We start from the raw sequence: 22,782 nt of genomic DNA on the forward strand, positions 1-22,782 counted from the left end.
GGTGGTCGTGGTTTGGGCAATGGCGAAAACTACACGAAAGTTCTGGAACCGCTCGCCGACAAGCTCAACGCAGCGCTCGGCGCATCGCGTGCAGCGGTCGATGCGGGTTTCGTCCCGAACGATTACCAAGTTGGCCAAACCGGCAAGATCGTCGCACCGCAGTTGTACGTCGCAGTCGGCATCTCGGGCGCGATCCAGCACTTGGCCGGGATGAAGGACTCGAAGGTCATCGTCGCGATCAACAAGGACGCGGAAGCGCCGATCTTCGGCGTCGCCGATTACGGCCTCGTCGGTGATCTGTTCACCGTCGTACCCGAACTCGCCTCGACGATCTAAAACCGGAGACGACTCATGGCGACCGTCGAGCGCGCACTGCTGCACACGAGGCGCATCGAACTGCGCGGCTACAAGCGCTCCGACGGTCTCTACGATATCGAAGGCCGCCTCGTCGATACGAAAAGCTACGACCGTGTTTCGCACGGCGTCATGCGCAACGCGGGCGACCCGATCCACGAGATGACGCTGTGCATCACGATCGGCACCGATTTCCGCATCGTCGAGGCGCGCGCGGCATCGACGGTCGTGCCGTACACCGGATATTGCGACACCATCGCGCCCGACTACGCGAAGCTTGCGGGCATGACGCTCGCGGCCGGCTTCATGCGCGAGGTGCGAACGATGTTCAAGAGCACGCGCGGCTGCTCGCATTTGACTGAGCTGATCGGCGCGGTCGCGACCACTGCCTTCCAGACTATGAGCGAAGAAATCAACGCATCGAACGAGCGACAACCGTTTCAGCTCGACGGCTGCCACGCGCTGCGCACCGATGGCGACGCCGTTCGCACGTTCTACCCGAAGTGGTACCGCACTTCGCAACCGTAAAGGACACGCTCCAAAATGGACGATGCGCGAACCGCGATCCCGCGGCCAGGACAGTGGCATGCGCAGGCGGTGACACTCGCTTGCACGCTTGCGATTCAGGCGGTCGCCACGGCGGCCACGCTCGCGTTCCCGATCCTCTCGCCCGCGATGCCGGGCGTGCCGCCGGCAGCGGTCGGCGTGTTCCTGGCCGTGGTGTATTTCGGCGCGATGATCGGCAGCGTCGTGGGGAGCGCGATTGTGACGAGCCTCGGACCGATCAGAACGTCGCAAGCGGCGCTTCTGTTGCAGGGCGTGGCGCTCGGCCTGCTCGTCATCGACAGTGATGCGCTGCGCCTGCCCGCCGCGCTGCTCTGTGGACTCGGCTACGGTCCGATCACGCCGGCAAGCTCGCAGATCCTCGCGCGCAGCACACCACCGGAGCGCATGGGCATCGCGTTCTCGCTCAAGCAGACTGGCGTGCCGCTCGGCGGACTGCTGGCGGGCGCAATACTGCCGTTCATCGCGACGTTCTGCTCGTGGCGCGTCGGACTGGCGGGCCTGGCGCTCGTCGCGCTGATCGTGTCGATGTTCAGCACGCCGCTGCGCGTGCTCGATGCCGGCGCGACCGGCCGGCTGTCGCTGTCGTCGGCGTGGCGCCGGCCGATCGTCGAAGTGCTCGCGCATCCGCAATTGCGTTCGATGGCAATCGTGTCATTGCTGTTTTCCGCGTGCCAGCTTTCAGTGAGCGGCTATCTGATGACGTTTCTGCATCGCGACGCCGGTATCGGCCTCGCGCAGGCGGGGATGATCTACGCGGTCGCGCAGGGCGCCGGCATCGGCGGGCGACTGCTTTGGGGACATCTCGCGGATCGCATCGGATCGTCGCGCAAGGTGTTGATGGCGGTCTGCGTGCTACTGGCGATGAGCGCAGTCGCGACCGGGTCGTTCTCCGGCCAGTGGGGGATTGTCGCACTATGCGCGGTGTCGGCGGTGCTCGGAGCGACGGCGATCGGCTGGAACGGCGTCTTCCTCGGCGAACTCGCGCGGCTGGCGCCGAAGGGTTCGGTGGCGTCGGTGACGGGCGGGGCGCTCTTTTTCACCTACTTCGGTGTGGTCGCGGGGCCGCCCGCGTTCGGGTTATTCGCACAGCACGCGGAGAGTTTCGGGGCGGCGTTCGTGGCGCTGGGTATCGTGCCGGTGGTGGCGCTGGCGATGTTGTATTTTGCGGGGCGGGGGCGGCGCAAGAAATAAGACGAGGCGCTTTCCCTTCGCCATGCGAAGCACGGCGGGTGCGGCGATCGCGTCTCGCACCACGTCCCGCGACGCATGACCCCGAAACGCAGCGCATTCTGCCTTAGCAGAAAATCTTCTGTGAGGTGTGTGCGATCTCGCTCATTCCATCTCTGTAAGAAACCTTTCATTTCTCTCGCGACTGACTACACTGGTTCGAGAGCGACAGATCGAACGCCGACTGGGCGTGGCTCGTCCGGCTCCTCGATACGAAAATTAAAACGTCCCAAATAGATCTGGAGCCGGAGAGATCGCGCAAGAACAAGACAGCGATCCGAACGTTCGGCAGGATCTTTAGAGCGTACGCAATCAAGGCAAGATCAATTTCGGTGCATGCGCCAGGCATGTGCGCGCCCGCGCCGATTGCAGCCGCGAGGAGACGAGATGCCCAACGCCGCCGACGTGCAGTGGTTCAAGGACCAGTTCCAGAGCGCGGCGGAGCCTTCCCTGACGGGAACGCCGCTGACAATCGATTTGATCACCGCACTCGCTTGTCAGGAGACGGGGGAGGTGTGGCCGATCCTGCGCAAGAAAGGGCTGCCTGTCGCGGACATACTCAGGCTTTGCGTCGGCGACACAATCGACGCCAGCGGCGGGCGCGGCGCGTTCCCAAAAACCAAGGCCGATCTGCTGCGGGAGCCGCAAGGGCAGGCGATATTCACGCTCGCCCACGATGCGCTCGTGGAGATGGCACAGCACATCCCCGCATACGCACAGGTGGCCAGGAAGCCGGACAAGTTCTGTCATGGCTTCGGCATGTTCCAGCGCGACCTGCAGTTTTTCAAGAACGACCCCGACTACTTCCTCAACAGAAATTACGCGCAGTTCGCCTCGACGCTCGGGCAATGCATCGACGAGCTGAAGCGTGCGTTGAAGAAGTTGGGTTTCGACACGCGCACGTCACTCTCCGACCTTCAGCTCGCCGCGGTTGGCATCGCCTATAACACGGGCAGGTTCATTCCCTCCAAAGGCCTGAAGCAAGGCTTCTTCGACGGCAGTCGCTTCTACGGCGAGCTCTTGTTCGACTTCATTCAATTGGCGCATACCGTCGCGCCGCAAGCGCGCGCGCCTGCTTTGCCGCCCGCTGCGGACGGCGCCGCGCTGCTGCCGCTCGCGAGCCCCGTTACCGCGCAAGGGACGAGGTTCAGAGTCCTCACGCAAGACGGCATGCTGCGCTTGCGAAAGGCGCCCGAAGTGAGCGATCCGCCACAGGCCAACGTCATCGCGCATCTGCCGGTCGGGCATCTGGTGCGCGCCGTCACCGGTAAGCGCGTGAAGGGCTTTCTCGACGTGGAGACATCGCTTTCGGGCGCCCTGCTGCGTGGCTTTGCGTCGGCGAAGTTTCTCGAACCCGAAGCGCAAGACACGGACGTCCCCGTGACCGATGCCGAGGCCGCGCCGCCGTCGACCGGCATCGTCGCCGTGTATATGCCGCGCAAGTCGGGCGTGACGAAGCGGACCGGCCCCGCGAATGCGCATTCGCTCAACGAGCCGCGCCAGCCGGGCCGCAGCGGCACGACGCCCGCGCAACTGTGCGACGAACTTACGGCCATCATCGCGTGGCTCGCCGTCGACGATCCGGCCTGCCAGCGCTACCAGCCGCATTCCGGTCTGACGTTCTGCAATATCTACGCGCACGACTATTGTCATCTGGCGGGCGTCTATCTGCCGCGCGTATGGTGGACCGGCAAGCCGCTCACGCTGCTCGCGCAAGGCAAGCCGGTCGAGCCGCTCTATGGCGACACCATCGCGGAGGTGCGCGCAAACGATCTGTTTCGCTGGTTGCGCGACTTTGGTATCCCCTTCGGCTGGCGTCAGACGGGCACGCTTACCAAGCTGCAGCAAGCCGCCAATCAAGGTGGGATCGGCGTGATCGTCGCGCGGCGCAAGGAGGACGGCAAGTCAGGCCACATCGTGATGATCGTGCCGGAAACGCAGGAGCAGACCGCGCGGCGCGGCGCGGATGGCGAAGTCATCGCGCCGCTGCAAAGCCAGGCCGGCGCCAGCAATTTCCAGTATGGCCGTGGCCGCGCGAACTGGTGGAACGGCGAGGAGTTCGCGGAGAGCGCGTTCTGGATTCACGCCTAGCGGTTTCGATACGCGTTCCGCAATGTGCATTTTGAGGCAGGAGGTTCCCTATGTCCGATGTGATTCGTAACGCCACTTCCGCGTCCGGGATTCATCTTCATATCGACGCTGTCACGGTCAAGAAGCTGACGACGAGCCTTTCCGCGATTGAGCAGGTCGGGAATTCGGTCTGGCTTGCCGGCGACGAGTCCAAATCGCTCGCGCGCCTGACGCTGAGCCAGGGCGTCGACTACGACAAGCAGGCGAACTTTCCGCTCGGTGATTTCTTCCCGGCGCTACAGCGAAAGATCAATCAGGAGATGGATCTCGAGGCGCTTTCGTGGGACGAAGTCAATTCGCGGCTCTGGTTCGTCGGATCGCATAGCCTGCGCCGGAAGGACATCGAGGCAGAAAACGGTGCGCCAGTCGATGCGATATCTCGCGCGCTCGGCAAGACCGATCGGCAAGAGAACCGCTACGTCCTCGGCTCGGTGCAGCTCGGGGAAGGCGCGGCGGGCCCTTATACCGAGCCGATCGCAACGAGCGCCGCCGCGATTCCGTTCGACAAGGACACGAGCAGCCTGATCGAGCTCTTGAGGCAGGACGCCGCGCTCGCGCCGTTTCTCGGGATTCCATCGAAGGAGAACGGCTTCGACATCGAAGGGCTCGCAGTCGGGCAAGGGCGGCTCTTTCTCGGCTTGCGCGGCCCGGTGATACGCGGCCTCGCAAGCGTGCTGGAGTTTCGCATCGCCGATGGCAAGGACGTCGTTTTGAATGCGGACGATGCCGGCGCCGCGCCATACCGGCATCATCTGCTCGATCTCGCGGGCCTCGGCGTGCGCGATCTGTGCGTGCAGGGCAATGACCTTCTCGTGCTCGCCGGCCCGACGATGAAGCTCGACGGTCCGATCCGCGTGTATCGATGGGCGGACGCGCTTGGAGGGGAAGCCAGGCCCTTGACGTGCCTGTTCGGGATCGCGGTCGGCGAGGGCACCGATCATGCGGAAGGCATCGCGTTGTTCAGGCAGGATGCCCAGACGCGATTGATCGTGGTCTACGACAGTCCGGCCGACGTGCGACTGAACGGCGGCGAGTACTACACGGCGGATTTGTTCGATCTGGAAGCGCCGTCGACATGACGCCGGGGCGGCGGGTCGTCGCGACCGTAGTCGGTCAGTAAGTCTGATCGCCTATGACTCTGGCCACGGTTTTCAGCGACCGCTCGAGCGTAACCATATCGACGGAACCGAGCGCCAGTCGAATGGCATGAGGCACGTGAGCCGACGTCGCGAACGGAACGGCTGTCGATACTGAAATGCGTTCGTGCATTAGCGCCATCGCGATGGCGTCTGCGCGAACTTCGTGCGGCAGCGGGAGCCACACGAAGTACGACGCGGGATGGTTGACCCTTTCCAGCCGGCCGAGGACATCGGCAACGAGCCTTTGCCGCAGCGTGGCATCGCGCCGTTTGTCTTCTTCGAGCCGGGCCACCGTGCCGTCCTCGATCCAGCCACAGGCGATCGCCGTCATGATCGCCGGGGTATTCCAGGTCGTCGCCCGGATCGTGCGTTCCAGCTTGGGAATCCATTCGCGCGGCGCAGAGACGAAGCCGACGCGCAATCCCGTCGCGACACTCTTCGACAAGCTCGACACGTAGACCGTCGTTTCCGGAGCGAGCGAGGCCACTGGAGGCGGAGCATCCTGAACGAGGAACGCGTAGGCCGCGTCTTCGATGAGGATCAGCCCGTGCCGCCGGGCGATGGCAACCAGTTCGCGGCGTCGCCTCGCGCTCATCACCCAGCCGAGCGGGTTGTGCAGCGTCGGCATCACGTAGACGGCGCGGACCCGGCGTCGTTTGCAAAGCTCCGCCAACGCATCCAGATCGGGACCGTTCCCGGCGACAGGAATCGGCGCGAGTTCCAGTCGATTGGCTTCGGCGGCGAGTTTGAATCCGGGATAGGTCAGTGCGTCCACCGCCACGACATCGCCGGGCTCGAACAACGCCAATGCGACTGTCGTCAGCCCGTGCTGTGCGCCGCTCACGAACAATGCGGTGTCGGGCGACGCTTGCAGACCGCGGCTCGCCAAGTGGCGCGCCGCCGTCGCCCGCTCGTGTTCCCGGCCGCCGTGCGGCTGGTAGCGAAGCAGGGACTCCAGGTCACCGGCGGCCGCGAGCTGACGCAGTGCGGCTCTGAGAATGTCGGCCTGACCGGGCACGGACGGATTGTTGAAGCTCAGATCGACGGTGTCCGCGGTCCACGCCTGCAGGTCGATGCCTTGCCCGGGAGCGAGCGGCTCCTTGACGAACGTGCCGCGACCGGTTTCGCCGCTCACCAGGCCCATCTCCCGCAATTCCGCGTAGACACGCGTGGCCGTGACCAGCGCCAGACCTTCGCGAGCCGCCAGATCGCGATGCGTCGGAAGACGCGTTCCGGGACGCAGCCGGCCCGCGCGAATGTTGTCGGCGAACTGATCGACCAGTTGTTTGTAGCGGGCGCGAGCCATGGTTCAATGTATCCATGACAATTATTTGATTGTATCGATTATCGGCCGTACGATGGCGCGATACAACCTTTCCCCGCGAGGAAGCCATGCACATCGCCATCCTGACCTTCGACGGCTTCAACGAACTCGACTCGCTGATCGCCCTCGGCATCCTCAACCGGGTCAAGACCCCTGGCTGGCGGGTGTCGATCGCGAGTCCCACGCCCAAGGTGCGGTCGATGAACGGTGTCGTGCTGGAGGCGCAAGCGACGCTCGAAGACGCATGCGAGGCCGACGCGGTGCTGGTCGGCAGCGGAATCCGGACGCGGGATGTCGCCGCCGATGCGGCGCTGATGTCGCAACTGAAGCTCGACCCTACGCGCCAGCTCCTCGGCGCGCAGTGCTCGGGCACGTTGATCCTCGCCAAACTGGGCCTGCTGGGCGGCGTTCCGGCCTGCACGGATCTGACGACCAGGCCGTGGGTCGAAGAGGCCGGCGTGGCCGTGCTCAACCAGCCGTTCGTAGCGAGACAGAACGTCGCGACGGCGGGCGGGTGCCTGTCGTCGCAGTATCTGGCAGCGTGGTTCATCGCGCGCCTCGCGGGCGTCGAGGCGGCACGCGACGCGATTCATTACGTCGCGCCGGTGGGGGAGAAGGAGGAATACGTTACGCGCGCCATGGCGAACATTTCGCCGTTCCTTCAGGAGGAGGAACGGCCAGCGACTTTGGATATCCGCTAGACGGGGGTGTTCCGACGGGGATTCTCGTGGTGAGGGCGTCTGGCACGCGCGAGTCCGGCAGGACGAAAGCAATTGATGGCCGCGCGCGGTGGTGATCGATCTCCTCGCGGACAAAGAGCCGCAAGTGCGCAGAAAGAAATCGTGCTCGCGAATGCTGAAAGCGCGGTCTTAACGGCCATGCGCCTCTCGCACGCACACATCGCCTTTGCGCTTCGCGATGGCGGCGCTCGCGGCGGCGTAGTCCTCGGAGAATGCACGCTGCGCAAAACACGGCGCCGACTTCGCGAGCAATGCATCGATCGCCGCGAACTGCTTGTCGAACACCCAGGGCCGGCGTGCGAGCGTGCGATCGTTGAGCCAGTACGGACTCCAGTCGCGGGTCGTCTCGATGATCTCGCGCGCGAAGTCCGGCCCGTACTCGAGCCCGCCCTCGATCACGACGTCGATATACGACTCGACCAGCGGAAACTTCGCGTCCGGAACCGGCAGCCCTTCGCCCGGCGCCTTGCCTTCGGCCTTTGGCACATAGACCCAAACCGTACCCTGCGCCGGCATCGACTGCCAGGACACGGCCTCGATGAGCGCGCGCGGCACCTCGACGCGCACGTAACCTTTTTCGCGCGCGTCGAACGCGGACATGTCATTGCCGGCGACCGGATAGATCACGCCATTGATCGTCATCGGCGCCTCGCCCTCGAAAGGGTGCCGCAGACCGAGCGCCGTGAACCCCGAGCCCGCGCGGTCGCTCCAGCTTCGCACGTAGCCGAACGCCGCCGAGACGCGCACCGGAATCGCCGCGACCGGTTTGCCGGCCGTGGCATCACGCGATGGCGTGTTGATGAGCGAGCCGTAGCCGAAGATGAACTGCGTGGGCTGATCGGGAATACGCGTTCCCCAGAAGTCGGTGGTCTCCGCGTGCGCCGCGACGCCGACGACGAGCGCGAGTGCCGCGACGAATCCTCGAAATCCCGCCATCGATGACATGGTCAGATCTCCAGCCAATGCGTTGCCGCTGATGATCGCCTTTCCCGAACCGCACGGCAACTGTGTGCGCCAAAATCGGGGTCCCGTTCGCTCCGTGGCAAAGTTTGCCATCGAGCGCCTCGTCGGCGTCCGTCAAGTCCGTGAACGGTTCGCATCGGTGGTATCGGGATATAGTGAGACTTCAAAGGCCAAAGGTGACGGCTCTCCAAAGTGCAGCTTTACAGGGTGGGGACAGGATGACTATCAATTCCGAAGTAGTCAGCGAACCGCAGGAATCGCCTCCCGAATCGCTGCGAACGCTGGCAGCGCACCTCGAGCGAGCGCTCGACGCAGGCAGGAACGTCGTCTTGATGCGCCGCGATGCGGAGAGTTTTTCCGTCTGCCTAGGCAACCCGGAAAACGAAGACGACAAGTTGAAAAGCCTCGGGACCCTGACTGCGTCGACGGTCAATGAAATACTCGAGTCGACCCGGGCCGGTGCAAACCGGCTAAGCGTCGGCGACGAGGAGTACCGGTTTTTCCGCAGCTTTACCCAAATCGACCACATCGGGGCCGTGGTTTTCGCCCCGGCGTAGCTTTTCGAGAGCAAGGCGCTGACCCGAACAACGATCAGGCGAGTTTCTCGTGCATCCGTACGAACCACCACCGCCACCGGGATACCTCATAAAAACGCTCAGTGGTTTCGATGGTCCGGCAGGTGGAGAGCTCCGCGTATCTTCCGGCCACCATGCCGAACTTTGCGCTTGGAACTTCCTCCTCCGTCCATTGGCACCACCAGTTTTTCGCATCGTTGATGAAACAATACGGGAAGCGCTGGGGGCGGCCGGGATCATCCGTCTCCCAGTAAGAAACTGAATTCTGATCGGCCAGAACCCTGTAAGTCAGCGGGACGACGGTCATTTCCGTGCCACGGCACACTCCATCGACCGGTTTTTCGTCGCATGAAAGCATGTAGACGGTCGCTTCATTTCTGGAGGGCATCCAGGCGGAAATCGGGCCAGAGAAAGCGAAACACCCCGCAGCGACCACGAGATAACCGATCAGTCGGTTCATTCTGTCGACACCTCCATGGATGGTCAGCGGCTGAAAGGTCGGGGCAAGGTACGCGGCTGCGCGTACCCAATGGCAGTCGCAAACGGACGACGTCGGCCCGATGATCGCGCCGGATCAGCGGGCAGCGCATGAAGGATTTTGGGAGGTTTGATTCTATAACGCCTCGGCCCGCGACGTTCGGGCCCCCTAACGCCTGACAACCCGCCTCAGCGTTTCCGACGGCGTCTCTCCGAACAGCTTCCTGTAGTCGCTGGAAAAGCGCCCGAGATGCGTCAATCCCCAGCCCATCGCGATCGAGGAGATGTTGCGTTCGGCGCGATCGGCGAGGATGTCGCGGCGCACCGCTTCAAGGCGGTATTTCTTCAGATACGCCATCGGCGCCTGCCCGACATGCAGTTTGAAGCCGTCGAACAGCTTGTAGCGGGAGACGCCCGCCGCCCGCTCGATGTCTTCGAGCGTGAGATTTTCGCACGCGTTGGTTTGGATGAATTGCTTCGCACGCAGCAGATAGTGCGGGCAGGAAGGACTCAACGCATCGACGAGCGCCGCCGAATAGTTATGCGGCTGCGACAACAGCAAGCCCTTGAGCAGCGCCTGTTCCAGATCGCCCGCCATTTGCAGGTGATTCACGAGCGGCCCGCTGCCTTCCATCTCCGCCAGCATGAACCTGACCATGCGCCACCAGGTCGCCTGGTCTCCGCTGGCGGCGTCCATGCCGGATTGAAACGTCAGCGGCGCGTCGAGCGGACGTTGCAGCAGTCCTTCGAGCACCTGACGCAGCGCGGGACGCGGAATCGCGACGATGATCTTGCGGCAATTGCCGGTGATTGCGAGGTCCTGCGCGTCGTGTGGGGACACGATCAACCCGTGATCCCGGTCCGAATGCCACCGCTGGCCGTGCGCGTCCAGTTCCTGCTCGCCGATGAGCGGCAGGCTCACGCTGTAGCAGTTGAGCGGGGTATCGGGGCTGACGGACACTGTCACGTCGGTGCCGTATTCGACGTAGCCGAGCGTCGTCGACATCGCGCGCAGCACGGTGCCCGAGTGATGAAACTGCAGTTGCTGCGGGCTGTGCACGCGCAACCAGTGCGGCCCGCAGATCGTGGCCATCCAGTCGCGCGCGCCGTCGAGGTCGCGGCGTTCCGCTTCTACGCCACGGCTGTCGTGGCCGGCTTGCGCAAGCATCGGTTCGTTTGCCATTTGCCCTTTGACCAGCGCAAAGTGTAAATGAGGTCAAACCCGATGCAAATCGGTGCGCACCCGGACGGACAAGGGGCTGGTTTCCCCAGGCCCCGCGCGCCACTCAGGCGGTCTGACCGGTGTTGCTGTCGGCGAACTTCTCGTAGTACAGGCGGCCGCCCTCGATACCCTGATCGGCGAGCCATCGCTTAATTGCCTCGACCATCGGCGGCGGTCCGCATACGTACATGTCGAACGGATTCGATTCGAGAAAGCCGCGGTCGAAGTGCTCGGGAATCAGCCCGGTCTTGCCCCGCCACTCCGGCGCGGGGTTCATCACGACGATTTCGCAGGCGAAGTTGTCGATCGTCGCGACATAGTTCTTCAGACGCTCCAGTTCGCACAGGTCGCGCGCGTTCGTCACGCCGTAGTAAAGCCGGACCGGCTGACCGCAGCCGCCTTTTTGCGCGAGTTCGTCGAGCATGCCTAGGAAAGCAGACAGCCCGGTGCCGCCCGCGACCATCACGAGCGGCCGCTCGGCCTCGCGCAGGTAGAACGCGCCAAGCGGCGCTTCGAATTCGATCGTCTGGCCCGGCTGGCAGCGCGCGCGCATGTAGTTGCTCATCACGCCGTCCGGCAGGAGACGGATCAGAAACTGCAACTGATTGCCGTCGTTAGGTCGGTTCGCGAACGAATACGACCGCCACGCGCCGGTCTCGGGCACCTGCAGGCGCGCATACTGGCCCGGCAGAAAATCCAGGCGGCGCGGATGGGCGGCGGCATTGACATGCAGGATCGCGGTCGTTTCCGAGACCTGCTGCACCCGCGTGACCTGCGCGGACACGACGCTCGTGCCGCCCGTCTGGCAGAGGCTCGAGTCGTAGTCGAAATAGAACGACGCATCGGACTGCACGCGCGTCTGGCACGACAGCATCCTGCGCTGGGCCAGATCATCGGCCGTAAGTGCTTCGTCGTCGACGTACTCCTGGCTGTAGCTGCCTGATTCGCAGCGTCCCTGACACGTTCCGCAGACGCCCTCGCGGCAGTCGAGCGGAATGTTCACGCCGTTGCGAAGCGCTGCGTCGAGCAGGATTTCGTTCGGCCGGACGTCGAAGAAAACAGTCTTGCCGTCCGCAAAATTGAAGGCGACCTTGTGGCTCATGATGACGCGCCTCTCACAGATGATAGAAATCGAGCACCGCGTTGATGCGGTCGTTGAGCAGTAAGACGTGCTTGCGGGCGATCTTCCAGCTTTCGCCTTCGGGGCGCAGGTGATAGGTCACCCGGCCGAAGAAGTGCTCTCCGAGGCCCTGACGCGCATAGAACGTCGACCAGTTCGCCTTGACTTCGAGCAGGCCCCCTTCGATCTCTGCGGTCCGCACGTTGCTGACCTGATGCATCGTGCGCGGCAGTGGCGTCGAGGCCGCCGACTTGCCCGTGCGCAACCGGAAGACGCGATCCTCGAGGCCCGAACGGTTCGTGTAATAGATGAGCGACATGCCGCGTTTCGGGTCCGTGGTGTACTCATGCTCGGAGTCCCACTGCGGGACGTGGAACACACTCTCTTCATCAAAGAGGTTTAAATACTCGTCCCACTGCTGCGCGTCGCACAGCTCGGCCTTGCGATAGAGAAACTGCTCGATGGAATGTTGAAGCTGTCGCATGGTTCACCCCTCGTTCGTGTCGTTCGACTGCCGGGCGAGACCTTTGAGCAGGAACTCGCGCCACGCGCCGTGCTGATTGATGTACAGGCCTTCGTGCGTGAGCTCGGTGCCGCTCAACACGGGCCCGATGCCGAGAAGCCGCGTGTTCGCCGTCTCTCCCTCCACCCACTTGTGATGACCGCGCGAGATGTCGCTCCAGCGTTCGAGCCGCGCCTGAAAGCCGCGCTGCTGCTCGCGGAACTCGACGAGATCGTCCGGCGTACCCATGCCCGATACGTTGAAGAAATCCTCGAACTGGCGGATGCGGCTCTCGCGATCCTGATCCGACTCGCCTTTCACGCCAATGCACTGACTGATGATCTCCGTCTTGTTCCATGCCACCGGCCGCACGATGCGCAACTGGGAGCTGATCTGGTCCATGAAGAACAGGCTTGGATAGATGTTGAGGTTGCGCAGGCGGTGCATCATCCACTCGGCCTTCTCCTTGCCGTATGCCTCGAGCAGACGCGGCATCACGCTTGCGTAGCCGGGACGCACGGCCGGGTTCGGCATGTCGCTGAAGAGCACGCTATGACCGTTTCTGAACGAGAACCAGCCGTCGTCGGTTTCGGCATCGCCCGCGCCGAGCTTGCTGTAGTCGAGCGTGCCGCTGGCGGACTCGCCCTTCTGCGCGTTCGCTTCCTGGCGATGCTTGACCGTCGCCACGTAGTTGTAGTGCACGGTGCTCACGTGATAGCCGTCGAGTCCGTTCTCGTTCTGCAGCTTCCAGTTGCCGTCGAAGCTATAGGTGGACTTGCCCGGCAGCACTTCGAGCTCTCCCGTCGGCGACTGCGCGACCATCATGTCGAAGAAGATGCGTGCGTCGCCGAGGTATTCCTCGAGCGTATCGGTGCCTTCGACGTCGAGGCTCACGAACACGAAACCTTTGTAGCTCGCGACGCGGGCTTTCTTCAGGCCGCGTTTGAACTTGTCGAAGTCCTCGCAATACTCGCCCGGTGCCTTGACCTTGACGAGCCGTCCGTCGCTCTTGTAGCACCAGGCATGGAACGGGCAGGTGAATGTCGACTGGTTGCCGCGGCTCATGCGCGTGAGGGTGGCGCCGCGGTGCTGGCACGCATTGATCATCGCGTTCAGTTCGCCGTTGCCGTCGCGCGAGATGATGAGCGGCTGGCGGCCCGCGCGCATCGTCAGAAAATCGTTCGGCTTCGGAATCTCGCTTTCGTGGCATGCGTAGATCCAGTTTTTCTCGAAGATGAATTCCATCTCGAGCTCGAACAGTTCCGGCTCGGTGAACATCTCCCTCGCGATCCGGTACACGCCTTCCGCGGGGCGAAAGTCCAGGCAGCCGCCCACGAATTCCTGCCACTGTGACGGGGTTTTGCTAGTGCTCACGGTGCTCACGATCTGTCTCCTCCTGCCGGTTCACGGCGTTGCAATTGATTGCTGGCAGGGGGAATTGAATACCTGATCGATGACTGGAGCTATCCGGCTACTCGACGTTCGCTATCCGTTTATTTTGGCGTTTGAGATGGCGGCTTTTCCGGGATTTCGTCGTGCTACCATCCATTCGCAAGAGCCGAGGAACGTCGCGCCCAGCATCGAACGGGGATCAGCGGCTGCGAGCAGTACCGGCCCAATATGTTTCCATGCGCGTGGAGAAAGAACATGGCTCGACTGCTGTCGGTGAACGTCGGACTTCCGCGCGATATCGAATGGAAAGGCCGCACGGTGCATACCGGCATCTGGAAGCATCCTGTACAGGGCCGCTGCTGGGCCGGTCGGCTGAACCTGAACGGAGACGGCCAGGGCGATCTCGGCGGACACGGCGGGGAGCAGCGTGCGGTGTTCGTCTACCAGATCGAGTCGTCGCGCTACTGGTGCGAGCAACTGAAACGCACCGACTTCGTCCACGGACAATTCGGCGAGAACTTCACGATCGAAGGCATGCCCGATGACGATGTGTGCATCGGTGATCGCTACAGGATCGGCGGCGCGCTGTTCGAGGTCACGCAACCGCGCGTCACTTGCTATCGGGTCGGCATTCGCACGAACGAGCCGCGCATGCCGGCTTTGCTGACGTCGAGCGGACGGCCGGGGTTTTACTTCCGAGTCTTGCAGGAAGGCGAAGTCGGCGCTGGCGACGAAATCGTGAAGGTCGGTGAAGCGGACGCGCGCATGACTGTCGCGCAGATCAATGCGCTGCTGTATTCACCGGATCATGCGCGCGACCGGTTGGAGCGCGCGTTGCGAATCGATGCGCTTTCGCCCGGATGGCGTGGGTCGTTCGAGGCGCTGTTGCGCAGCCAGGTAGCAGGCGCTGGAAGTGGTAACGCGGGACTCGCGCCCAGATCGGCGGCACATCCGGTCGTGCCGGGATTCCGGCCGCTCAGGGTCGCGTCGATCGTGCCGGAGTCGGCTGAGGTCGTCTCGTTCACCTTCGAGAGTAACGACTCACAGCCGCTGCCAGCGGCACAGCCTGGTCAGTACATCGTGTTGCGCCTGAATCCGACGCCGGGCGGTCCGCCGCTTTTGCGTAGCTATTCGCTCTCGGGAGATCAGTCCGCAGAGCGCTATCGAATCAGCGTGAAACTCGAGCCGGATGGCAGGGCAGGGACCTATCTGCATCAGCACCTGAGGGTGGGCGATACGATCGATGTCAGCGCGCCTCGCGGAAGCTTTGTTCTGCTGCCCGGAGAAAGGCCCGTGGTGCTGCTGAGCGCAGGCATCGGCGTAACGCCTGTGCTCGCGATGCTGCATGCGTTGTCAACGGCGCGCTTGACGCAGCCCATCTGGTGGATTCACGCGGCCCGTGACGGGCAGCACCATCCGTTCGACGCCGAAGCGCGACACATCATGCTTGCGCTCGCCCGCGTGCATCGCCATGTCTGTTACAGCAAGCCTCACGCGAATGATCGCTTGGGCGAGGATTACGATGCGATCGGTCACCTGTCGCAGCAAGTTCTGGACGAGATCGGGATCCCTCGTGACGCGGATGTGTATCTGTGCGGTCCGGTTCGCTTCATGGCCGACATGAAAACAGCGCTCGCGAATCTCGGCTTCGCGCCGCAAAGCGTTCATGCGGAGACGTTCAACGGCGGGGAGTCGTTGAATCCCGGTATCGTTGGCGGCGCGTCGCGCGCGCCCCATGTGCCCGAGGGCGATACAGGCACCGGGCCGCTCGTATCGTTTGCACGCAGCGGGGTCGCCGCGCACTGGAATCCGTCAGTCTACGAGAGCATCCTGGAACTGGCGGAAGCGTGCGACGTACCGGTCCGGTGGTCGTGCCGGTCGGGTGTCTGTCACAACTGCGAGAGCGGACTGGTGTCGGGTGCCGTAGGCTATGAACCCGATCCTCTCGATCCACCCGCCAGCGGAAATCTCCTGATCTGCTGCGCCAGGCCGCAAGGCGACGTAGTGATCGACATTTGAGGAACGTTCGTCGCCTCAACGCGCGAGTTCCTGTTTGCCGAACGCCGTCTCCCATCCGCCGCCCAGTACCTTGCACAACGTGATGAGGTTGGTGGCGGCTTCGGCCTTGCTCTGCTCGAGCTTGCTTTGAGCGTCGAGCAATTGCCGCTGCACGTTGAGGACGTCCAGAAAATCGACCGCGCCCGCCTTGTACCGCTGCTGCGCAATCGAAAGCGCCTTCTGGTTCAGGCTGACGACCGTTTTGAGGCGATCGCGGCGTCGCTGCTCCGCGTCGTAGACGACGAGCGCATCGTCCACCTCTCGCCAGGCTTGCAGCACCGTGTGTTTATAGACGATAGCCGCCTCCTGCTGCTGTGCCTCGCGCAAATGAAGCGTTCCCTTGAGACGTCCGCCTTCGAAAATCGGAAGCGAGATCGACGGCCCGATGACAAACTGACCCGATGCCCAGTCAGCGAGACTCGAGAGTTGAAGGCTCTGGAACCCCGCGCTTCCGTTGAGCGATATGCGCGGATAGAAGTCGGCCTTCGCCATGCCGATCGCTGCGGTGGCGGCGTGAAGTTGAGCCTCGGCTTTCCTGATATCGGGTCTGCGCTGCACCACCTCTGACGGAACGCCGATCGGCACCCGCTCGGGAAGCGCGGGAACATCGCTCGCCTCGTTCAGCATTTGCCGCAGTGCGCCCGGTTCCCTCGCCAGTAATACGCCGATCGCATTGATCGTGGTCTCGCTACGCGATTCGAGAATCGGGATCACGCTCTCGATCGACTCCGCCTGCGCGGCGGCATTGGCTACGTCCAGATTCGTGACGACGCCTTCATGTGCGCGCGTCTCCGTGAGCTTCACCGTATCGCGGGCGATGCGAAGATTCTGCTTCGCTATCTCGATGAGCGACTGAGTGTCGCGCAACTCCACGTAGTCTCGCGCGAGTTCGGCACGCGCGGACAACAGCACTGCATTTCGATCCTCGTAGGAAGCATCTGTCATCGCCGTCGCGGCCTCGACACCGCGTCGAACGCGACCCCAGAAGTCGAGTTCCCACGAAGCATCGAAGCCGAACTGATACAGGTCATACGCCGGCGAGCCTTTGGAACCTGGCAAGGGCGCCACACCGAGCGGCGTGTCCCCTGCGGCCGATTGCACCTGACCTCCGGTCGGCGTCACACCGAGCAGCGACAGGATGCCGTTCGGGCTGCCACGCTCGCGATAATAGGATGCGGCGCCCGTGACGGTCGGATACTCCTCGGCACCAACGATGCGCTGCTGGGCCCGGCTTTGCCGCAGTCGCGCCGATGCCGCAGCCACGTCGAGGTTCGCGTCGGTCAGCTCTTTTTCCAGTAAGTTCAGCGTGGGATCGTTGAAGAGCGTCCACCACTCCGGACTGAATTCCGATTCGATTGCCTTGCTCGATGCCAGCGCAGACTGGGTTCGGTTGAACACCTCGGGCGTGGACGTCTGCGGACGTTCAAAATCAGGGCCGACCATGCAGCCCGTCATCACGAACGACGCCAATATGGCGAGCACCAACGCACGCAGGGAGGATTCGCTCGCGTTCATTTCGAGGCCACTCCCTCGGTCAGTGCAGCGCCACGCCGGCTGACGGCGACTTCCGCTTCGACGGAAAGCCCCACGCTCAATTCGGATGCGGCCTGTTGTCCGCGATCGATCGTGATCTTGACGGGCACGCGCTGGACGATCTTCGTGAAGTTGCCGGTTGCGTTGTCGGGAGCGATGGGGGCGAAGCTCACCCCGGTAGCGGGCGCGAGACTATCGACATGGCCTTGAATCACGACGCCTGGGAAGCTGTCGACCTTGATACGCACGCTTTCGCCGGGACGCATGTTGGTGATCTGGTTCTCCTGGAAGTTGGCGACGACGTAGGCGTCCGAGAGCGGGACGATCGCAAGCACCGGCGCACCGGGTGTCACGAAGGCACCGACCCGTGCGGAACGCCGCCCGACCTTGCCGTCTACCGGTGCGTGGAGTTCCGTGTAGGACAGGTTGAGCTTTGCCTGCTCCAGTGCAGCTTCAGCACGCGCCAGCGCGCCTGCGGCCTTGTCGCGCTGGGTACGCAGTACATCGAGGTTCTGTTCGATCGTCCTCAACGCGGCCCGATCGTGCGCCTGCTGCGCGATTTGCTGCGTCAGCGTGCTCGACGCGTGCTGTTGTTCCTGCGCGGTGCCGGCCCCCGCGTCCGAAAGGTTCTGGTAGCGCGAAGCGTTCGCCCGTGCAAACTCGATGCCGGCGTCGTCGGATCGAAGCGTCGCGCGCGCCTGCTCGACGAGCGAGGGCTGCCGCGCGATCTCGGCGTCGAAATTCGCCACCGACGCCTCAGCCGCCTTCACGTCGGCCTGCGCGCTCATCAACGCTGCGCGGAAATCGCGGTCGTCGATCCGCAACAGAAGTTGACCGGCTCTTACCGACTGGTTGTCGACGACGAATACATCGGAAATCTGACCCGCGACACGCGGCGCGACGAGCGTGAAATCGGCCTGTATGTAGGCATCGTTCGTCGATTCGGTGTTCGAGCTGGAAAGATACTTCCAGGAGGCCCACGCCACGACGACAAGCGCGACGGACAACGCGGCGATGCTGACAAGTTTGAGATGAGAGCGGATAAAAGTCGACATGGGTATCGTCCCTTAGTGGGAGGAGGGCGGCGTAGTGGTCCACGGTGGGTAGATACGCACGGGTAGCACTGGAACAAGTAAAAGAAGGGCGACGGCAACACCGGCCATCACGCGATAGAGGTCTGCCGATGTCAACACGACAGCCTGCTCATGGACACGGTGTGCGAGTTCACCGAGACCATGTGCCGCATCGATGCTTTGACTCGTAATGAGGGCGTTGTTGCCAAGGTGATCCACGAGCACGTGCGAGTGAAAGTGTTCGCGCGCCGTGCCCAGCCCTTCGATGAGGCCCGTTGCCACAGCCGCCGAAAACGTCTTGAGCGAGTTGAACATCGCAGACGCGAACGGGCCCTCCGTGGGTGGCAATCCTGTAGTGACGCCCATAAGGATCGACATGATCACCATCGGTTGCGCGGCGATCTGCAGCGACTGGAGAAAGTAGAAGTTCTCACGCACCCATTCGGAGGTCATGAGGCTGCCCATCAGGCACGTCGTCACCATGAGAGACAGTCCGATTGCCATGACCCATCGGCAATCGACGCGTTTGAGATTGAGGACGGCAGCCGTCAAGGGCAGAGAAATCAGCAGCGGGATGGCAACAAGCAACGACAGCGGCGCCGTTTGCAGCGGCCGGTATGTGTGAATCCTCGCGAGATACTGGCCTGGTATCGCCGCGACACCGACAAGCAGTATCACCGCACCCGTAAGCGTCAAAAGTCCATGCGAGAAGTTCCTGCGCGATAGCAGTTGGAGCTTGAAGAACGGAACGGGCTGAAACCATTCGTTGACGAGGAACGCTACGAGCAGCAAAGTCCCTCCGATAAACATTACCCGGATGAAATCGGAATTCAGCCAGTCGAGTCGATCGCCTTGCAAGAAGCCGATCACGAGCATGGCGACTGCGGGAAATCCGGTGAGGAATCCGGTCCAGTTGAAAGAACGCAGCCGTTCCAGTTTGAGCGGGTCGGGCGGAAGCCCCTGCTGGATCGCGACGCAACTCAACACGCCAAGCGGCACGATCTGCCAGAAGACCATTTGCCAGCTCACATACTCTGTCCACAACGCGGCGAGCGGTGTGCCGAGCGCGGGTCCGAAGGTCGCGGTGAGCGCGTACCCGGCAAGCCCATACAGCTTGACCTCCGGCGGAAGATAGCGCAGCGCGACGATGATGAGCATCGGCGGGAGGCATCCGCCGGCGATGCCTTGCAGAACACGCAACATATAAAGCGTGAACAGGTTGGGCGCAAAAGGGCAAAGGAACCCGAAGAACATCGTGGCGATCACGGCGCCGATCGTGAAGCGCTTCAACGTCAAGGTGATCCCGAACCACGGTGCGAACACCATCGTGGCGACGTTAGCGGCCTCGAAGAGAGTCGTCAGCCAGGTCCCATCGTCATGCCCGATCGAGAACACGCCTTGAACGTCGATCATTGCCAGGGCGGTGACCTGTTCGTTGAGTATCGCCAACAAGGACGCGAGCAACATTCCAATCAGACCAATAGCAAGTCGCAGTGACAGCGCGGCTTGTGCGGGCTTTGCAGGAGTTGCAACGGGCTCGGGCGATTGCGTGACCGGTGCCTCTTGCGTCTCGACTATTGATGGAGGGACGGCATTCATGAAGGGTTCGCTAACTATCCGTGTTCTATTCGCCATCGCGTCTGAAGGTCATCGCGAAATGACTAAATAAATGTAATGACTCAATCGAGATTTTTTCGGATTTTCACTGTATGTCGTTATCTTTAACGACATAGAGAATTGTAGGGAAATGAGCCACATTTCCTGAAGCGACATTAGGCAGGGTATTCGGCCAATTCGTTTGCGAATCTTGCCAACGACGCTGCCAGGGCGCCTAAGAGCGCTGTCAACGGGGAGGTCGTGCTTCGGAATGGTTGGAGTATAGTCTGCCGTCTTTCGCCATCCCTAAGAAATTGCAATTTCTCTCCTCGCGTCGAGCCGCCAAGGCACGGTAGTTGCCTCACGCCGTCGGCTGAACCGCCTCGAAGTATTGCGGCGCTTCCCGTCGATCGAACATTCCGTATTCCCGGATCACTCGAATGTGCCGAGTCCGCACGTCCTCCGGCAGCTTCGCATCGCGTTTGAACGCTTGAGCCGCCGCCTTATCACGCCACGTCGCGACGACGATCATATCGCCAGGCGTCAGCAGTGCGTCGAATACGTCCCAGGCAACAAGGCCGGACGCGCCTGTCTCTAGTCCAATTGATTTCGCAGCCGCTTCAGCGCCTGTTCGCCGGGCCCATTCAGGCGCGCGCTTCGCATCAAGCAACGTCACCACCGTGCCAACCCCCGTTTCCGTGACGTCCAGGCGCTGCTCGAGCAAGACCTGTCCCGCGGGGACATGCGTGTCCGCTACGATCTGCCCGATCCGCAAGCGATAGTCGGCGAAGACGCGATCACGCGCCGCCTGCTGCACCTTGTGGTGCTTCGTTTCGGTTCGCCAGCGCACGAGCGACTTCTCGTCGCGCCAGCTGGATAGCGAGAGAAGCCATCCCTCACGCGTCAGACTCGCATAGCGGTTGTTGTCGATAAAGCCGTCGATCTTTTCGAGTTCAGGCCGCAGGAGCTTCGCCATACCGAGATAGACATCGAATTGTTCGGGTATGGGATTGACTTCAAGCATTGCAGAAAACATGACAGATCCTTTCGCTAATGTTCAATGGCGGCTTTGCTGCCCGCTTTGGGTTGATTCATTGTCTGCGATGAGCCGTTATTCGCGAAGCATTGGCAGGTTATGAATTGAGCCAATGAGTGCGCAAAACTTGCCACGGGAATCAAAATGGCAATTGCAGTCCTCGCCATTGGAAAGAGTCTTTGTCGCGTCGACTAAGATGGGATTGCGCCACATGTGGAATTGGTCCGGCGCTGGCCATTCTGTTTCTTCTTTGAGCCAATCGAAGACGGGGGCCATCAATACTCGGGATAGAGTGCTTACAATCGCGCAGATCGACCAGGGCCTGGAGTTCAACATGGACAGATTGCGTGAGATGGAGGTTTTCGTCGCCATCGTCGATCGTGGCAGTTTCACTGGCGCGTCGGAGAAGATCGGACTGTCGGTTGCCGCAGTCTCGCGGGCGCTTTACTCGCTCGAAGCCCGGCTGGGCGCGCAACTCCTTGCGCGGACGACCCGTTCGGTCCGGCCGACTGACGCAGGCGTGGCTTACCTCGATACCTGCCGCAAGGTGCTCGACACCATCACGGATGCAGAAGCGAATCTTGCGTCCTATAACGTCAATCCCGTCGGGACGCTGACGGTTTCCGCGCCCGTGCTCTTTGGCCAGCGCTATATCGCTCCGCTCGTGAATGCCTTTGCGCTGCGCTATCCGGACGTCAGTATCAATGCCGTATACATCGACCGGACGACGCGGCTTCTCGAGGAAGGCGTGGATATCGCCATTCGTATCGGCCATCTCGGAGACTCCACGACCTTCGCCGTCCCGTTGGGCTTCGTGCAGCGTCGAACGTACGCCGCGCCCGCTTATCTCGCGGCGCACGGGGAACCAGCTCATCCCAGGGACCTCGTTCGCCACGACTGCGTGTCCTTCACGGGCGTGACGCATCCGTTCGAGTGGGTCTACAGCGAGAGCGGTGCGAGGCTGCCGGTGCGGCTTCATCCACGGATGATCGTCGACCTGGCTCCCGCAGCGGTTTCTGCTGCCATCGACGGTGTGGGGATTACACAATTACTGTCTTACCAGGCGGCTCCCGAGGTACAGAACGGAAGACTTCGGCCGGTCCTGCCGGCATTCGAGCCTGAGGCAGTTCCGGTGAATTTGCTGCATGTGGAACGCCGAGGCGCGAGCGGCAAGATTCGGGCTTTTCTCGAATTCGTCACTGAGACCTTGCGCAGGAACGCACAGCTTCAGTTGGTGGAGGGCGCTGCAGTGGTGGACGCTAGGGCATCGGCAAGTTCGCGATAGGCGTTCACTAGCGCATCGAGGCTGAATGCGCGGTTCAGGCCGCTGGGGTTTGGCAATACCCATGTGCGTGCACCACCGAAAGCCTCTGGTTGCAACCCCCACAGGATGTCGCGCTTGCCGGACATGGCGGAAATCGCCATCTTTCCGAGGAAGGCAATGTATTTCGGCTCATATCGCTTTATCTTTCGCTCGAACGCAGAAGCCGCTGTCTCGATCTCCATACGCGACAGCTCGTCCGCGCGTGCCGTTGGACGCGTGACCACGGTTGTGAGACCGCACCCGTACCGGGGGAACGCGTGATCGTCTTCGGGACGAAGCAGTTCGGGAGTAAAGCCCGCGAGATGCACGACACGCCAGAACCGATTGCCTCTGCCCGCAAAGTGGTGGCCCGTCCCCCCGCGTCAGAATACTTGTCGCTCCAATAGAATCAATGAACCGGGGGCGATGATGAGAAAACGAATTGGCAAAA

21 protein-coding genes are annotated in these 22,782 nt (G+C 62.4%); 9 read left to right on the top strand and 12 right to left on the bottom strand.

Annotated elements, in window-relative coordinates:
- The 5 genes from AWB65_RS31285 to AWB65_RS31310 form a co-directional block, all read left to right on the top strand.
- A partial coding sequence (locus AWB65_RS31285; RefSeq protein WP_200821841.1) for an electron transfer flavoprotein subunit alpha/FixB family protein occupies positions 1-336 on the top strand: 336 nt, incomplete at its 5' end.
- A gap of 15 nt (positions 337-351) precedes the next feature.
- Positions 352-882: a DUF2889 domain-containing protein gene (locus AWB65_RS31290; protein ID WP_087670767.1), complete on the top strand. Its 531-nt coding sequence runs from the start codon at positions 352-354 to the stop codon at positions 880-882.
- A gap of 15 nt (positions 883-897) precedes the next feature.
- Positions 898-2,112 carry an MFS transporter gene (locus AWB65_RS31295; protein WP_087670768.1) on the top strand — a complete coding sequence of 405 codons (1,215 nt, stop codon included), beginning with the start codon at positions 898-900 and terminating at the stop codon, positions 2,110-2,112.
- A 423-nt stretch (positions 2,113-2,535) separates the two neighbouring features.
- Positions 2,536-4,239 carry a hypothetical protein gene (locus AWB65_RS31305; protein WP_087670770.1) on the top strand — a complete coding sequence of 568 codons (1,704 nt, stop codon included), beginning with the start codon at positions 2,536-2,538 and terminating at the stop codon, positions 4,237-4,239.
- Between the two features lie 50 nt (positions 4,240-4,289).
- Positions 4,290-5,357 carry a DUF3616 domain-containing protein gene (locus AWB65_RS31310; protein WP_087670771.1) on the top strand — a complete coding sequence of 356 codons (1,068 nt, stop codon included), beginning with the start codon at positions 4,290-4,292 and terminating at the stop codon, positions 5,355-5,357.
- Between the two features lie 34 nt (positions 5,358-5,391).
- Here AWB65_RS31310 and AWB65_RS31315 read toward each other — a convergent pair whose 3' ends face one another.
- The gene (locus tag AWB65_RS31315) at positions 5,392-6,723 is read right to left on the bottom strand and encodes an aminotransferase-like domain-containing protein (protein WP_087670772.1); all 1,332 of its coding nucleotides are present in this window, start codon (positions 6,721-6,723) and stop codon (positions 5,392-5,394) included.
- Positions 6,724-6,809: 86 nt separating this feature from the next.
- Here AWB65_RS31315 and AWB65_RS31320 point away from each other — a divergent pair, with 86 nt between their 5' ends.
- Complete coding sequence (locus AWB65_RS31320) at positions 6,810-7,442, top strand: DJ-1/PfpI family protein (protein WP_087670773.1); 633 nt, start codon at positions 6,810-6,812, stop codon at positions 7,440-7,442.
- A 168-nt stretch (positions 7,443-7,610) separates the two neighbouring features.
- On the opposite strand, the gene AWB65_RS31325 is transcribed toward AWB65_RS31320, so the two are convergent.
- Positions 7,611-8,426, bottom strand: a complete 816-nt coding sequence (locus tag AWB65_RS31325; RefSeq protein WP_087670774.1) for a gamma-glutamylcyclotransferase family protein — start codon at positions 8,424-8,426, stop codon at positions 7,611-7,613.
- A gap of 236 nt (positions 8,427-8,662) precedes the next feature.
- On the opposite strand from AWB65_RS31325, the gene AWB65_RS31330 reads away from it, so the two are divergent.
- On the top strand, positions 8,663-9,001 hold the full coding sequence (locus AWB65_RS31330; RefSeq protein WP_087670775.1) for a hypothetical protein: 339 nt from the start codon (positions 8,663-8,665) through the stop codon (positions 8,999-9,001).
- A gap of 34 nt (positions 9,002-9,035) precedes the next feature.
- Here the strand turns inward: AWB65_RS31330 and AWB65_RS31335 are convergent, their stop codons facing one another.
- The 5 genes from AWB65_RS31335 to antA all read right to left on the bottom strand — a co-directional run bounded on the left by AWB65_RS31335 (position 9,036) and on the right by antA (position 13,714).
- Entirely contained in the window at positions 9,036-9,479 is a 444-nt protein-coding gene (locus tag AWB65_RS31335) for a hypothetical protein (RefSeq protein WP_087670776.1), read from the bottom strand.
- Positions 9,480-9,665: 186 nt separating this feature from the next.
- Positions 9,666-10,679, bottom strand: coding sequence for an AraC family transcriptional regulator (locus tag AWB65_RS31340; protein WP_235007911.1), 1,014 nt, complete (start codon positions 10,677-10,679; stop codon positions 9,666-9,668).
- A 103-nt stretch (positions 10,680-10,782) separates the two neighbouring features.
- Entirely contained in the window at positions 10,783-11,820 is a 1,038-nt protein-coding gene (gene antC / locus AWB65_RS31345) for an anthranilate 1,2-dioxygenase electron transfer component AntC (RefSeq protein ID WP_087670778.1), read from the bottom strand.
- Between the two features lie 13 nt (positions 11,821-11,833).
- Entirely contained in the window at positions 11,834-12,322 is a 489-nt protein-coding gene (gene antB, locus AWB65_RS31350; protein WP_087670779.1) for an anthranilate 1,2-dioxygenase small subunit, read from the bottom strand.
- Between the two features lie 3 nt (positions 12,323-12,325).
- Positions 12,326-13,714 (bottom strand): anthranilate 1,2-dioxygenase large subunit, encoded by a 1,389-nt coding sequence (gene antA, locus AWB65_RS31355; RefSeq protein ID WP_087670785.1) that lies wholly within the window; start codon positions 13,712-13,714, stop codon positions 12,326-12,328.
- Positions 13,715-13,987: 273 nt separating this feature from the next.
- On the opposite strand from antA, the gene AWB65_RS31360 reads away from it, so the two are divergent.
- Positions 13,988-15,751: an MOSC and FAD-binding oxidoreductase domain-containing protein gene (locus tag AWB65_RS31360; RefSeq protein WP_087670780.1), complete on the top strand. Its 1,764-nt coding sequence runs from the start codon at positions 13,988-13,990 to the stop codon at positions 15,749-15,751.
- Between the two features lie 15 nt (positions 15,752-15,766).
- Here AWB65_RS31360 and AWB65_RS31365 read toward each other — a convergent pair whose 3' ends face one another.
- The 4 genes from AWB65_RS31365 to AWB65_RS31380 all read right to left on the bottom strand — a co-directional run bounded on the left by AWB65_RS31365 (position 15,767) and on the right by AWB65_RS31380 (position 21,028).
- Positions 15,767-17,305, bottom strand: coding sequence for an efflux transporter outer membrane subunit (locus tag AWB65_RS31365; protein ID WP_087670781.1), 1,539 nt, complete (start codon positions 17,303-17,305; stop codon positions 15,767-15,769).
- Positions 17,302-18,378: an HlyD family secretion protein gene (locus tag AWB65_RS31370; protein ID WP_087670782.1), complete on the bottom strand. Its 1,077-nt coding sequence runs from the start codon at positions 18,376-18,378 to the stop codon at positions 17,302-17,304. The genes AWB65_RS31365 and AWB65_RS31370 overlap by 4 nt, the downstream gene beginning before the upstream one ends.
- 12 nt (positions 18,379-18,390) lie before the next feature.
- A complete protein-coding gene (locus AWB65_RS31375; protein ID WP_087670783.1) occupies positions 18,391-19,995 on the bottom strand; it encodes an MFS transporter in 1,605 nt (534 codons plus the stop codon).
- Positions 19,996-20,353: 358 nt separating this feature from the next.
- Complete coding sequence (locus tag AWB65_RS31380) at positions 20,354-21,028, bottom strand: antibiotic biosynthesis monooxygenase (protein ID WP_087670784.1); 675 nt, start codon at positions 21,026-21,028, stop codon at positions 20,354-20,356.
- A 112-nt stretch (positions 21,029-21,140) separates the two neighbouring features.
- Between AWB65_RS31380 and AWB65_RS31385 the strand changes: the two genes are divergently transcribed.
- A complete protein-coding gene (locus AWB65_RS31385; protein WP_374729775.1) occupies positions 21,141-22,313 on the top strand; it encodes a LysR family transcriptional regulator in 1,173 nt (390 codons plus the stop codon).
- Here AWB65_RS31385 and AWB65_RS31390 read toward each other — a convergent pair.
- The gene (locus tag AWB65_RS31390; RefSeq protein ID WP_235007915.1) at positions 22,256-22,660 is read right to left on the bottom strand and encodes a mismatch-specific DNA-glycosylase; all 405 of its coding nucleotides are present in this window, start codon (positions 22,658-22,660) and stop codon (positions 22,256-22,258) included. The genes AWB65_RS31385 and AWB65_RS31390 overlap by 58 nt on opposite strands.
- Positions 22,661-22,782 lie beyond the last annotated feature (122 nt).

It is taken from the genome of Caballeronia humi, from assembly GCF_001544475.1.
GTDB classification, from domain to species: domain Bacteria; phylum Pseudomonadota; class Gammaproteobacteria; order Burkholderiales; family Burkholderiaceae; genus Caballeronia; species Caballeronia humi.